This window comes from Mesorhizobium sp. WSM4845 (genome assembly GCF_055811455.1).
Window position 1 is genome coordinate 41,846 of the sequence record NZ_JBVVQA010000031.1, and the last position, 13,651, is coordinate 55,496.

General features: G+C 63.1%; 12 protein-coding genes. 6 read left to right on the plus strand and 6 right to left on the minus strand.

What is annotated here, in order from left to right:
- The first annotated feature begins 92 nt into the window (after positions 1-92).
- Positions 93-332 (plus strand): DUF1674 domain-containing protein, encoded by a 240-nt coding sequence (locus AC0L2C_RS27425; protein WP_287063409.1) that lies wholly within the window; start codon positions 93-95, stop codon positions 330-332.
- A 180-nt stretch (positions 333-512) separates the two neighbouring features.
- Here the strand turns inward: AC0L2C_RS27425 and AC0L2C_RS27430 are convergent, their stop codons facing one another.
- Positions 513-1,178, minus strand: coding sequence for an HAD-IA family hydrolase (locus AC0L2C_RS27430; protein ID WP_128173621.1), 666 nt, complete (start codon positions 1,176-1,178; stop codon positions 513-515).
- A gap of 172 nt (positions 1,179-1,350) precedes the next feature.
- On the opposite strand from AC0L2C_RS27430, the gene AC0L2C_RS27435 reads away from it, so the two are divergent.
- From AC0L2C_RS27435 to AC0L2C_RS27445, 3 genes are all read left to right on the plus strand, one after another.
- A complete protein-coding gene (locus AC0L2C_RS27435; protein ID WP_473524899.1) occupies positions 1,351-2,220 on the plus strand; it encodes a transglutaminase-like domain-containing protein in 870 nt (289 codons plus the stop codon).
- A 341-nt stretch (positions 2,221-2,561) separates the two neighbouring features.
- A complete protein-coding gene (locus AC0L2C_RS27440) occupies positions 2,562-3,923 on the plus strand; it encodes a TadE/TadG family type IV pilus assembly protein (RefSeq protein WP_473524900.1) in 1,362 nt (453 codons plus the stop codon).
- Between the two features lie 432 nt (positions 3,924-4,355).
- Positions 4,356-5,624 carry an SAM-dependent methyltransferase gene (locus AC0L2C_RS27445; protein ID WP_023800100.1) on the plus strand — a complete coding sequence of 423 codons (1,269 nt, stop codon included), beginning with the start codon at positions 4,356-4,358 and terminating at the stop codon, positions 5,622-5,624.
- 59 nt (positions 5,625-5,683) lie between these two features.
- Here AC0L2C_RS27445 and acs read toward each other — a convergent pair whose 3' ends face one another.
- Positions 5,684-7,639, minus strand: coding sequence for an acetate--CoA ligase (gene acs, locus AC0L2C_RS27450; protein WP_128248075.1), 1,956 nt, complete (start codon positions 7,637-7,639; stop codon positions 5,684-5,686).
- A gap of 308 nt (positions 7,640-7,947) precedes the next feature.
- Here acs and AC0L2C_RS27455 point away from each other — a divergent pair, with 308 nt between their 5' ends.
- Entirely contained in the window at positions 7,948-8,220 is a 273-nt protein-coding gene (locus tag AC0L2C_RS27455; RefSeq protein WP_128248074.1) for an usg protein, read from the plus strand.
- Positions 8,221-8,486: 266 nt separating this feature from the next.
- Here the strand turns inward: AC0L2C_RS27455 and AC0L2C_RS27460 are convergent, their stop codons facing one another.
- Complete coding sequence (locus AC0L2C_RS27460) at positions 8,487-9,521, minus strand: aldo/keto reductase (protein WP_287294801.1); 1,035 nt, start codon at positions 9,519-9,521, stop codon at positions 8,487-8,489.
- 38 nt (positions 9,522-9,559) lie between these two features.
- The gene (locus AC0L2C_RS27465) at positions 9,560-10,738 is read right to left on the minus strand and encodes an MFS transporter (protein ID WP_128248072.1); all 1,179 of its coding nucleotides are present in this window, start codon (positions 10,736-10,738) and stop codon (positions 9,560-9,562) included.
- 137 nt (positions 10,739-10,875) lie between these two features.
- Here AC0L2C_RS27465 and AC0L2C_RS27470 point away from each other — a divergent pair, with 137 nt between their 5' ends.
- Positions 10,876-11,784, plus strand: coding sequence for a LysR family transcriptional regulator (locus AC0L2C_RS27470; protein ID WP_023800095.1), 909 nt, complete (start codon positions 10,876-10,878; stop codon positions 11,782-11,784).
- Between the two features lie 49 nt (positions 11,785-11,833).
- On the opposite strand, the gene AC0L2C_RS27475 is transcribed toward AC0L2C_RS27470, so the two are convergent.
- Positions 11,834-12,883 carry an aldo/keto reductase gene (locus AC0L2C_RS27475; protein ID WP_128248071.1) on the minus strand — a complete coding sequence of 350 codons (1,050 nt, stop codon included), beginning with the start codon at positions 12,881-12,883 and terminating at the stop codon, positions 11,834-11,836.
- A gap of 105 nt (positions 12,884-12,988) precedes the next feature.
- Positions 12,989-13,651: a YggS family pyridoxal phosphate-dependent enzyme gene (locus AC0L2C_RS27480; RefSeq protein ID WP_023800093.1), complete on the minus strand. Its 663-nt coding sequence runs from the start codon at positions 13,649-13,651 to the stop codon at positions 12,989-12,991.

Genomic DNA, 13,651 nt, shown 5'->3' on the forward strand with positions numbered 1-13,651 from the left:
AAAGGGTCGATCCTTGTCGGCTCATCGCTATATGATGGGAAACGTGTGGCCCTGTTTCAATTGGGGCCGGTTTCAATCGCCGGGAATATCGCATGATCGACGAAGCCAATATATCAGGCGAAACCAGCAATGCAGACGCCGGCCCCGGTCACGACGTGCCGCAAAGGACGCTGACACCGGCAGCCCGCCGCGCTTTGGCGGAAGCGGAAGCACGGCGCGAACACTATCGCCAGCAGGAAGCCGCGATGCCCCGGGAACTCGGCGGCCGTGGCGGCAGGGAACCCGGCCGCTATGGCGATTGGGAAGTGAAGGGCCTGACCAGCGATTTCTAAGAGCCAGCGATTTCTAAGGGTATGTCGATATTCAGGTGATGCCGGCCTGCGAACAGCGGATTCCTGCGCTTCTCACGGACCTGAAAGTCCGCTCCGTTCCGGTTCTCGGAACCCACCTAGTCTGGTCGCTTCGCGCCCGTCTTCGACTCCGGCTCGGCCTGACCTGAATCTCAACATACCCTAAGCCGCAGCGCGCTCCGCGCCGAGGACAATCCAGCCGCGGTCGTCGACGGTGACGCCGATCCCCTCATAACCGGCGATCGCAGCATGCGGCGTTTGCAACGGATGCTGGTGCGTGGCGCTGATCACCACGACGGTGGCTCCCGCGGCCTCGGCCGCCGCTATCCCGGCGGGCGCATCTTCGAAAACGAGGCAGTCGCGCGCGTCGACGCCCAGCCGCTCGGCCGCCAGCCGGAAGCAATCCGGCGCCGGCTTGCCGCGGGAAACGTCCTCGGCCGCGACAAGGGTGGCGGGAAGCGGGATGCCGGCGGCCGCGATGCGCAGCAGAGCCAGCTCGCGCGGCGCCGAAGTGACGATTGCCCAGCGCTCGGGTGGCAGCGACGCCAGAAACGCCGCGGCGCCGGCGATTGGAAGGATGCCGTCGATATCGGCCACCTCGGCCTGCAGAAGCGCATCGGCTTCACGCATCGGGTCAACGCCTGGAAGCGCCAGCCGAGCGATGGTCTCGATCGCCCGCACGCCGTGGATCGTTGGCAGGAATGCGGCAACGTCGAGATCTTGCCGGCGTGCCCAGTCTGCCCAGACCCTTTCTGCCGCGGCAATCGAATTGACCACCGTGCCGTCCATATCGAACAGCAAGGCTGCGAATTTTCTGCCTGCGAACATCTGCTATCCCAAGTTGTTTCGGAAGGGACCAAAGCCTGTCGATCGACCGTAACGTCGCACCGGCGGCATGGGAAGGCACGAGATCGCCTTTTTCGACAGACCAGGGAACCACGGCCGGCCCTCTCGCGTTAATACAATCGTCTTCCACGACACTCACAAGAGGGGAACCGCAATGCTGATTCGGCTCGGCTACGAAATCGCCATCGACTGTGCTGAATCCACCCCGGTGATTTCGCTGCTCGAGATCCACAAGCAGCGCCAGGCCGACATCAAGCGGCAAACGCGCGTGCTGACCTCGCCTTCCGTCCCAACCAGGCTCTATCACGATCTTTATGGCAACACCTGCCGCCGCTTCACCGCGCCTGGCGGAGGCTTTCGCATTCTTTACGACGCCGTCGTCGAGGACAGCGGCGAGACCGACGAGGTCAACACGCTGGCCAGGGAAGTGCCGGTGGCGGAGTTGCCCGACGAGGTGCTGTGTTATCTGCTCGGCAGTCGCTATTGCGAAACCGATCATCTCAGCGATCTGGCCTGGCAGGTTTTCGGGCCTGTTCCATCCGGCTGGGCCCGGGTGCAGGCGATCGTCGACTATGTCCACAACCGTCTGTCGTTCGGCTACGGCTATGCGCGCCCGACCCGCACGGCGGCGCAGGCGCATGAGGAGCGCGTCGGCGTCTGCCGCGACTTCGCTCATCTGGCGATCACGCTCTGCCGCTGCATGAACATCCCAGCCCGCTACGTGAACGGTTATCTCGGCGACATCGGCGTGCCGGTCGACCTGGCACCGATGGATTTTTCGGCGTGGCTGGAAGTGTTCCTCGACGGCAAGTGGTACACGTTCGACCCCCGCCACAACATGCCGAGGATCGGCCGCGTCGTCATCGCGCGCGGCCGCGACGCGACCGACGTGCCGCTGCTGCACAGTTTCGGCCCGCACCGGCTCAGCCTGTTCAAGGTCTGGACCTACGAGCAGGAAAGCAATCTGTTCAACCCGCCTCATCGCGGGGTCGACAGGACGGCCAGCGCGCAGATGCTGACATAGCGGCGCAGCGCGTCCAGCGCGTCCGGCTGTTACGATCATCGGGCTGTCCTACGGATATGATGCGCCTGATCCGCTTCGGCACAGACCCTCTGTGCCGGATCGGGATCGGGCCGTTGTGCTCCACGGCAGACGTCGGGATCATGGTAAGCGCTTGGTAAACGAAACTGCCGCAGCGGCTTGTCGTTTACCAGTTGTTTACATTGCCGCATTTCGAAACTAAGCAAAAACAATGGTTTGACGATGAGCCGCTGGCTTTTGCTGCGTTGACGACGCCGTCCGGCCGGAATCCTGCAATGCGGCCTTCACACGGCTTCGAGGTCGTGGCGAATGGAGGCGAAAGCATGCGGCGTTTTGGGGGTCTTGTTCACGCGATCGGCGGCTTTGCCCGAGATCGAAGCGGAAATTTGGCGGTTCTGTTCGGCATGGTCGCGTCGGTGCTGGCGCTTGGCGTTGGCTTTGCCGTCAATGTTTCCCAGCTCTACAACACCAAATCGAGCTTACAGGGCGTGGTCGATGCGGCGGTGACCTCGACGGCACGCGACCTGACCACCGGCGTCATCAACGAGGCGGACGCCAACAAGTCGGTGCAGGCGTTTCTCGATGCCAACAGCCGAGCGGGCATGCTGCAGGCTGATCGGATCGTCCTCGACAAATTGACCATCGACAAAATCGCCAAGACGGTTCAGGCGGAGATCCATGTCGATCTTGGCCTCTATTTTCCAATCTTCGGCATGGGGGACATGAAGCGCATTGCCGCATCGACCACGGCAGTCTATTCGGACAAGACGATCGAAGTGGCGATGATGCTCGACGTCACAGGTTCAATGGCCGGCCAGAAAATAATCGACCTGAGGACGGCCGCAGCGAACGCGGTCGACAGCTTCCTGGGCGGTCAGGACCCCTCCAGCCCCCGAGTGCGAGTCTCCATCGTGCCCTACGCCAATTCGGTGAATGCCGGCGCGCTTGCCGGCAGCAGCGTCTACGTCGAAGCCTCGACCAGCCAGCGCAAGCAGGCGCCCGGCAATGGCGCTATACAGTATGTCTCCGGCTTAACGCGTCCGGACAATTGCGCCACTGAGCGCAAGGGCACCTATCAATATTCGGATGCAGGTCCCGACATCAGCATGATCAATCGCGATTACCTGTTGTCGTTCTTCGCCTGGCCGACCGGCACGGCTGCCTGCCCGGTCGCCGCGTTGAAGCCGCTGACGGCGGACGCCGTGGCGCTCAAGAACGTCATCAAGAACTTTGTCGCATCGGGCGGCACCGCGGGCCATATCGGCGTGCAGTGGACCTGGTACATGCTTTCGGAAAACTGGGGCAGTGTGATGAACGCGTCGCAGCGGCCGGCCAAGGCGGATCCGAAAAAGGTCGCCAAAATCGCGATCCTGATGACCGACGGCGAGTTCAACCTGTCCTATTTCGATGCCAGCACTGTCGGTGAGGTCTACAATGATGCCGGCAAGGAACCGACCCGCACGGCAGCCAAGACGCTCTGTACCGCCATGCGCGACAAGGGCATCGAAATCTTCACCATCGGTTTCGATCTCAACGAGGAGAATGCCCAGGCGACACTGCAGAATTGCGCGAGCCCGGATACCGGCAAGATCAAGCACTTCTATCAGGCCGCGAACGGGACGGAGCTCAACCAGGCTTTCCAGGATATAGCGCGCAACATCGAAAGCCTGGCATTGACCAAATAGAGGGCATTGACCAGGCAGGATCCGGACAAGGAAAAGGCCGCCGCTTCTTTCGAAGCCGGCGGCCTTCCGTGTTTCCGTCCATGGCGCGGCTCATGGCAGCGACGTGACTTAAAGTGCTGGAGCGTCCTTTGCGCATCCAAAGGACGCGCGGCGCTCCAGGCGTCGCCAGCCGCGCATCTCGCGCCTTAACGGGAAGACTGCTTCCCGAAAGTGCAATCCGCTGAGGCCACGTTCTGGAAAACGAAATCACTCGACATCGGATCACCTCCTTTCGATTTGTTGAACACGCCCTCATGATGGGGTGTCGATCTGCAAATGGCAAGGCGCCATCGTGAAAATGCGGTACGCGTTTGCCGCTAACTGCTTGCGGCTATCCGATCGGACAGGCAATGTCGCTGCCGGACCGCCAGGGGCTGAGCAGGAGGAACGCGGATGGAGGCAGCCGAGAGAGCCGCACGGATCGTTCGAACGGTTATCGAGACGTTGAAGCCGGGTTTCGCGGTCAAGCTGTGGAACGGCGAGCGGATCGGCCCCGCCACCGGCCCCGTGGTCACCATCAACGACCAGGACATCGTCTGGCAGGTGATGCGGCGGCCCAACCTCTCGACGCTGATCGAAATGTGGATTTCCAAGACCATCGACGTGGAAGACGGGTCGCTGTTCGATTTCTACGCTCTGCCTGCGCAGGGCAAGCTCAGGGCGAAGCTCAAGTCGTTGCCCAAGCTCGCGGTCCTGCGCGACCTGCCAGCCGTGCTGTTTTCGCGAAAACAGATGACGGCGCGGACCGACCTTTCCGGGCGCAACCCCTTCGTCAGCGGGTCGAACAGGCAGGCAATCCAGCACCACTACGACATTTCGAACGCCTTCTACCGGCTCTTCCTCGACGAACGCATGGTCTATAGCTGCGGCTATTTCACCGATTTCGCCAATGGCATCGACCAAGCGCAGAAGGACAAGCTCGATCATATCTGCCGCAAGCTGCGGCTGAAGCCCGGCGAAAGGCTGCTCGACATCGGCTGCGGCTGGGGAGCCATGCTCATCCATGCCGCGAAAAATTACGGCGTCGTCGGCCATGGCGTCTCGCTGTCGGAAGCCCAGACCCAGCTCGCCCGCGAGCGCATCCGTGCTGAGGGACTGGAGGATCGCATCACCATCGAGATAAAGTCCTATGCCGAGCTGTCCGGCTCCTTCGACAAGATCTCGTCGATCGGGATGTTCGAGCATCTGGGGCTGGCCAACCACGCCGCCTATTTCTCGACCATTCGTCGCCTGCTCAAGCCGGGCGGCATCTATCTGCATCACGCCATCACCCGGCGCGACAAGGGCAGCATCAAGAAGACCTTGCGCAAGGGCCCGGAATTCAAAGCGCTGATCAAATACATCTTTCCCGGCGGCGAACTCGACACGATCGGCATGACGCTCGGCAATCTCGAAGCGCACGGCTTTCTTGTCTACGATGTCGAGAATTTGCGCGAGCACTACGCCCGCACCTGCCGTCTGTGGGCCGAGCGCCTCCACGCACGCTTCGATGAAGCGATCGCCGAGGTCGGCGAAGCCAAGGCGCGCCTCTGGCTGCTTTATCTCACCGGCTGTTCGATCACTTTCGAACGCGCCTCGGCGCAGATTTTCCAGACCGTCGTCACCAAGCGCGCGCGGGGCCCGAGCGGACTGCCGCCGACGCGGGCGGACCTTTATCGGTAGAGCGGGAGCGAGCCGATCTCATCCGATCGGGTTTCCGCCGAACGTCGACCGGATGTTTCTTATGCCCGCTTGTTCTGCCGGTTGGCGATGAGGTCGTCGACGACCGCCGGGTCGGCCAGCGTCGAGGTATCGCCGAGCGCGGCAAAATCGTCCTCGGCGATCTTGCGCAGGATGCGACGCATAATCTTGCCCGAGCGGGTTTTCGGCAGGCCCGGAGCGAACTGAATCTTGTCGGGCGTGGCGATGGCGCCGATGTCCTTGCGGACGTGGGCGACAAGTTCCTTGCGCAACTCCTCGTTCGGCTTCTCGCCAGCCATCAATGTGACGTAGCAGTAGATGCCCTGGCCCTTGATGTCGTGGGGGTAGCCGACGACGGCGGCTTCGGAGACTTTCTCGTGCGAAACCAGCGCGGATTCGACCTCGGCCGTGCCCATGCGGTGGCCGGAGACGTTGATGACGTCGTCGACGCGGCCGGTGATCCAGTAGTAGCCGTCGGCGTCGCGGCGGCAGCCGTCGCCGGTAAAATACTTGCCCTTGTAAGTCGAAAAATAGGTCTGCACGAAGCGCTCGTGATCGCCATAGACGGTACGCATCTGGCCCGGCCACGAATCGGCGATGCAGAGATTGCCGCTGGCAACGCCTTCCAGCACCTTGCCGTCGCCGTCGACCAGTTGCGGCTTGACGCCGAAGAACGGCTGCGTCGCGGAACCTGCCTTGAGCGGGGTGGCGCCGGGCAGCGGCGTGATCAGGATGCCGCCGGTCTCGGTCTGCCACCAGGTGTCGACAATCGGCACCTTGCCGTTGCCGACGACATCGAAATACCACTCCCAGGCTTCCGGGTTGATCGGCTCGCCGACCGTGCCGAGCACGCGCAGCGATTTGCGCGAGGTTTTGGTGACATGGGCGTCGCCGGCACCCATCAGCGCGCGCAAAGCCGTCGGCGCGGTGTAGAAGATGTTGACCTTGTGCTTGTCGATGACCTCCCAGAAGCGGGATTGCGACGGATAGTTCGGCACGCCTTCGAACATCAGTGTGGTGGCGCCGTTGGCGAGCGGCCCGTAGACGATATAGCTGTGGCCGGTGACCCAGCCGACATCGGCGGTGCACCAGTAGATGTCGCCGTCGTGGTAGTCGAAGACATATTGGTGGGTCATCGAGACATAGACGAGATAGCCGGCGGTGGTGTGCAGCACGCCCTTCGGCTTGCCCGTCGAGCCCGATGTGTAAAGGATGAACAGCGGGTCCTCTGCCTTCATCTTCTCCGGCTTGCATTCCGCCTCAACTGTCGCGATCTCGTCATGGTACCAGACGTCGCGCCCCGGAGCCCAACCAACCTTGGCGCCGGTGCGGCGCACGACCACGACCTTGTTGACCATCACGAAGTTCTTCGCGGCGATGTCGATCGCCTTGTCCGTGTTCTCCTTCAAGGGAATGGACTTGCCGCCGCGCAGGCCTTCATCGGCGGTGATGACGAAAGTCGATTCGCAGTCGACGATGCGGCCGGCCAGCGCGTCCGGCGAAAAGCCGCCAAAGACCACCGAATGGATGGCGCCGATCCGCGTGCAGGCGAGCATCGCATAGGCGGCTTCCGGGATCATCGGCATGTAGATGGTGACGCGGTCGCCTTTCCTAACGCCGTGCTTCTTCATCACATTGGCGAGCCGGCAGACATGCCTGTAGAGCTCGTTATAGGTGATCTTCCTGTCGTCGTAGGGATTGTCGCCTTCCCAGATGATGGCGGTCTGGTCGCCGCGCTTCTTCAGATGCCGGTCGATGCAGTTCCAGGAAACATTGGTCTGGCCGTCCTCGAACCATTTGATCGAGACCTTGCCGTCGAAGGAGGTGTTCTTGACCTTGCTGTAGGGCTTAAACCAGTCGATGCGCTTGCCGTGTTTGCCCCAGAACTTGTCCGGGTTCTTCACGCTGTCGGCGTACCATTTCAGGTAGGTGTCATTATCGATCAGCGCATTCTTCTTCCACGCCGGCTGGACGCGATGGACATGAACCTCGGACATATCTTTGCCTTCCTCCCGAAACCAGGCCGCCCGACTTGCTCGCCGAGCGGCATCGCGGCGAAGCGGCCGCGAATTCGCGCGCATTATTAACAGTTCCGCGGTGACGGCAACATTAGACGTTGGATTCGCGCGGCGGGATGCCGCAGAGGTCGTTTTCGCCGCTATCAGCACTCGACAACGATCGCTGCTAACTGCATGTTTTTGTGTCGTAAATCCGGCCTTTAACTACGAAATATCAATAGACGATTAAGCAAATAGCGCGCACAATTTCAAATTGGGAGGAAAGGAGAATCAACCAGGGGACCGCGATGCGCGACCATTCCGAAATGGACCTGATGCTCAAGGGCTACGGCTTGACCACGGCCAAGATCCTTTATCATTTTCCCGATCACCCGCATCTGCTGCAGAGCTTCATCTGGCAGGACTATGACATCGCTCCGAAATTTCCGGTGCTGATCCGGTTCATCGAATTCTGGCAGGCCAAGCTCGATGGTCCGCTGCATTCGGTGAGCTATTCGCACCAGAAGCTGATCGCGCCCAATGAGTGGCGGAAGCTCGATGGCGAGTTCGTGCTGCATTAGTTTAGGGCAACGGCGCAGGATGTCAGCTTGCAGTTGTATGGCTGTTGAGGTCCGCGTTTTCCGGCGCCCCCCTCTGTCCTGCCCTCTTTGCCAAAACTTGGCATCTCCCCCACAAGGGGGAGATCGGACGTTGCAGCGGCTTTCGCCAGATCTCCAGCGTTGTGAAAGAGTGGCACGATCAGCGAAGCTGCCGATCTCCCCCTTGTGGGGGAGATGTCCGGCAGGCCATAGGGGGCGCTGTCCCGCGGCCTGGCGGCCCGCGCGCATTAAACCGCAGGCGGGCTCAGCCGGGCAAAACCCTCCTGCCGGCGATACGGAAAATACGGATAGGCTGCGGTCACCGCGCTTGCTGCGTCGAGCGTCTTGATCTGGTCTGATGTCAATGACCAACCGACGGCACCAAGATTCTGGCGCAGCTGTTCCTCGGTGCGCGCGCCGATAATCACAGAGGCGACGGTCGGCCGCTGCAGCAACCAGTTGATGGCGATCTGCGGCACGGTCTTGCCGGTTTCCCTGGCCACGGCTTCGAGCGCATCGACAACCCTGTAGAGCAGCTCGTCTTCGACCGGCGGCCCGAAGCTTGCGGTGTCGTGCAGCCGGCTTTTTTCCGGCAGTGGCTCGCCGCGGCGGATCTTGCCGGTCAGGCGGCCCCAGCCGAGCGGGCTCCACACCAGCGCGCCAACGCCCTGGTCGAGGCCGAGCGGCATCAACTCCCATTCATAGTCGCGCCCGACCAGCGAATAGTAGACCTGATGGGCGACGTAGCGCGGGTAGCCGTGCTTGTCCGCCAGCCCGAGCGATTTCATCACTTGCCAGCCGGAAAAGTTGGAGACGCCGACATAGCGCAGCTTGCCGGCGCGCACGAGACTGTCCAGCGTCGACAGCACTTCCTCGATCGGCGTTGCGGCGTCGAAAGCATGCAGCTGCAGCAGGTCGATGTAATCGGTGCCGAGACGCTTGAGCGCGTCCTCGACCGCGTTGATGAGGCGCGAACGGGAGGACCCGGCATCATTGGGTCCGTCGCCCATCGGCAGCGAGGTCTTGGTCGAAATCAGCACGGCATCGCGGCGGCCCTTGACGGCCGCGCCGAGCACTTCCTCGGAGGCTCCGTTCGAATAGACGTCGGCGGTGTCGAATAGGTTGACGCCGGCCTCCAGGCAGATGTCGACCAGCCGCCGCGCTTCCGTCGCATCGCTGTTGCCCCAGGCGCCGAACAGCGGCCCCGAGCCGCCGAAGGTTCCAGCGCCGAACGAGAGCGCCGGAACCTTCAGGCCCGAGGCGCCAAGACGTCGATAATCCATCTTTTTCTCCTGTGATGTCTAAGGGGTTCGTCGGGTTGCTACGAGCGGGCAGATGCCGGTTCTCCAAGCGTCGGGCGATCGAGGCGCAGCGCCAGCCACGCCACGGCGAGCGCCGAGAGCGGCAGCAGGGCGGCGACCCAGGTGACGGCGCCGAGGCCGGGGCCATGCGCGATGACCATGCCGCCGAGCCAGGCGCCGGCGGCGTTGCCGAGGTTGAAGGCGGCGATGTTGAAGGACGAGGCGAGGCTCTGGCCGGCGCCTTCAGCCTTTTCCAGCACCCACATCTGCAGCGGCGCTACGGTGGCGAAGGCGGCGGCGCCGAGCAGGCCGACATGGATGACGGCCATCGCCCGGCTGTGCAGGGCGAAGGTCATCGTGCCGAGCACCAGCGCCAGCACAACGAGACTGCCGAGGACGGAAGGCACCAGCCAGCGGTCGGCGAACTTGCCGCCGGCGAGATTGCCGGCGATGAGGCCGCCGCCGAAGACAAGCAGGATCGGCGACACCGCCGCTTCCGCAAAACCGGTGATCTCGGTCAGCAGGGGGGCGATATAGGTGAAGACGGCGAAGACGCCGGCATAACCAAGCACGGTGGTGGCGAAGCCAAGCAGAACCGGGGCGCGGCCGAGCACGGCGAGATCGCCGCGCAGGTCGCTCTTTTCCAGCGCTGCCGGGCTGCGCGGCACCAGCAGGAGAATGATGGCGAAGGCGACGATGCCGACCAGGGTTACCGCCCAGAAGGTCGCCCGCCAGCCGAAGGCCTGGCCGAGCCAGGTGCCGAAGGGCACGCCGAGGATGTTGGCGATGGTCAGGCCGGTGAACATCAGGGCGATCGCCGAGGCCTTCCTGTTGGGCGCCACCAGCCCGGTCGCAACCACCGAACCAACGCCGAAGAAGGTGCCGTGGGCGAAGGCGGTGAGCACGCGGGCAGCCATCAGCGTCCAGTAGTCGGGGGCCAGCGCGCAGGCGAGGTTGCCCAGCGTGAAGACCGCCATCAGCGCCAGAAGCACGGTCTTGCGCGGCCAGCGGCCGGTGGCGATCGTCAGCAGCGGCGCGCCGATGACGACGCCCAGCGCATAGCCGGAGATCAACTGGCCGGCGGCCGAGATCGAGACGCCGAGATCGGCGCTGACGTCGAGCAGCAGGCCCATGATGACGAATTCGGTGACACCGATGCCGAACGCACCAGCGGCGAGAGCATAAAGTGCAAGAGGCATTGCGGTTCCCACTCCGATGACAGCAGTTTTGACGACAGGACGCCGTGTCCTCCTGCGCCCCGACCCGGAAGATCGTGTTGCCATGTGCTGTGAACCAGCCTTGCGTCGGGCACATTGTCTGTGAAATAGATTCACGAATGGCGAGGCCTGACATCAACCGCTCCGGCGAGATCGAAGTGTTTGTCCGTGTCGTCGAAGCGGGCAGTTTTTCTGCTGCGGCGCGGATGCTGCGGATGACGCCGTCGGCGGTGAGCAAGCTGATTGCGCGGCTGGAGGCGCGGCTTGGCGCGCGGCTGATCAGCCGTTCGACGCGCAAGCTGCAACTGACACCGGAAGGCGCGGCGTTCTTCGACAGCGGCGTGCGCATCCTGGCCGACATGGCGGCAGCCGAGCGCGAGGCGGCGGCTGGTGCTGCGCCGCGCGGCCGGCTAAGGGTCAACAGCTACGTGCCGTTCGGGCAGCACCGGCTGATCCCGCTCTTGCCGCGCTTTCTCGAACGCTATCCGGAAATCGCCATCGATCTGGTTTTGACCGACAATGTCATCGACCTGATGGAGGAGCGCGCCGATGTCGCCATCCGCGCCGGGCCGCTCGGCGAATCACGTTTGGTGGCGCGCAAGCTCGGGCAGAGCCGGCTGGTCGTCGTCGCCGCGCCATCGTACATCAGGACGCATGGCGCGCTCCAAACGCCGGCCGATCTCGATCATCACAACCGGATGGGTTTCTGCTTCGTGCGCCATGTCGACGGCTGGCCCTTCGTCGCTGCGGCCGGCGACGCCTTCATCGTCCCGATCACCGGAAACGCGCTGGTCAGCGACGGCGAGGCGATGCGGCTGATGGCGCTTTCGGGCACTGGCATCGCCCGGCTGGCGCGCTGGCATGTCGAGCCCGACATCGCCGCCGGCCGGCTGGTCCCGCTTCTGGAGGACTTCAACCCCGGCGACGAGGAGCTTACCCACGCTGTTTACGTCGGCCAGGGCAAACATTTGCCGGCCCGAGTGCGGGCCTTTCTCGACTTTCTGGTCGAGACGGTCCGGCTGAGCTGAGCCCAAGAAAGATCGGGAGCCCGCCGGCTCCCGAAATCGAAGATGAGATTTACTTCTTCTCCGCAAAGGGCGCCGGACGCCGGCCAGCCGCTTGGCGCTCGAGCATCCAGCCCGGATATTCGGATGGCAGCGCGCTGACTTCGTCGAGACGAGCAAGATCGTCGCTGTCGAGCTTCAACTCGGTGGCGGCAAGGTTCTGTTCGAGCTGCTCCATGCGGCTGGCGCCGATGATCACGCTCATCACGAAAGGCTTGGCCAAGACATAGCCAAGTGCCACCGTGGCGACGCTGACGCCGTGCTTGCCGGCGATCTCGCGCATGACGGCGACCGCCGCCCAGGCGCGGTCTTCATTGACCGGCGGGAAATTGAAGCTGGCGCGGCGGCCCTCGCCATTGCCAGGCGCGCCGGGTCCGTATTTGCCGGAAAGCAGCCCGCCCGCCATCGGCGACCAGACCATCAGCCCAAGCTTCTCCTCGTTGAGCAGCGGCACGATCTCGCGCTCCAGATCGCGGCCGGCGATCGAATAGTAGGACTGGACCGTCTCAAAACGGGCAAAGCCCTTGCGTTCGGCGATGCCCAATGCCTTGGCGATGCGCCAGGCCGCCCAGTTCGAGACGCCGACATAGCGGACCTTACCGCTGGCAACCAGATCGTCGAGCGCCCTGAGCGTCTCGTCGATCGGCGTTACCGCGTCGGTGCCGTGCAGCTGATAGAGATCGATATGGTCCAGTTGCAGCCGTTCGAGACTGCCGTCGACCGAATCTATGATGTGGCCGCGCGAGGAGCCGCGCTGGTTGGGGCCGTCGCCCATGGCGCCATGGACTTTGGTGGCGATGATCACGTCCTGCCGCTCGATGCCGAGATTGCGCAGCGACTGGCCGAGAAACCGTTCCGATGCGCCGAAGGAATAGACATCGGCCGTGTCGAAGAAATTGATGCCGGCGGCGAGCGAGCGCTGGACGATCCTGTCGACGCCATCCTGGTCGAGGCTGGCGATCAGGCCCCATTGGTTGTTTTGGTCGGCGGCGCCGAAGGTCATGGTGCCGAGACACAGTTCGGAGACAAACATCCCCGTGTTTCCAAGTTGACTGTAGCGCATGGTGCGGCTCCGGAAAGTTTTGGAATGACCCGGTCGATATAGGAACGATACGTTTCGTTTCTACTTGTTGGCGTAACGGCCGGGTGGCTCTGGACCAACTGTCCGCTAGCGGCTGCCGAAGATCGCCGAGCCGACCCTGATGCTGGTTGCACCGAAGGCGATCGCGGTTTCATAGTCGCCGGACATGCCCATCGAAAGCGCCTCCACCCCTGCCTCCGTGCTGAGCTTTTCCAGCAGCGCGAAATGCGGGCCGGGATTCTCATCGGCCGGCGGAATGCACATCAGGCCTTCGATGGCGAGACCATGGACCTCGCGGCAGCGCGTAACGAAGGGTACGGCTTCGCGCGGCTCGATCCCTGCCTTTTGCGGTTCCGAGCCGGTGTTGACCTGAACGTAGAGTTTTGGTGACCGGCCTTGCCTGGCGATTTCCTTGGCGAGTTCGGCGGCGATCTTCTCGCGATCGACCGTCTCGATGACGTCGAACAGGGCGACTGCTTCCTTCGCCTTGTTCGATTGCAGCGGACCGATCAGGTGCAGCTCGATGTCGGGGAAGGCTTGCTTCAGCGCTGGCCATTTGGCTTGTGCTTCCTGGACGCGGTTCTCGCCGAAGACGCGCTGGCCGGCGTCGATGACCGGGCGGATATCGTCGGCGCTGAAGGTCTTCGAGACCGCGACCAGCGTCACCGCGCCGGCTTGCCGTCCTGCCTCGCGCTCGGCGGCGGCGATCCTCGCCTTGACCGTGAAAAACTGTTCGACGGCGCTCGCCAT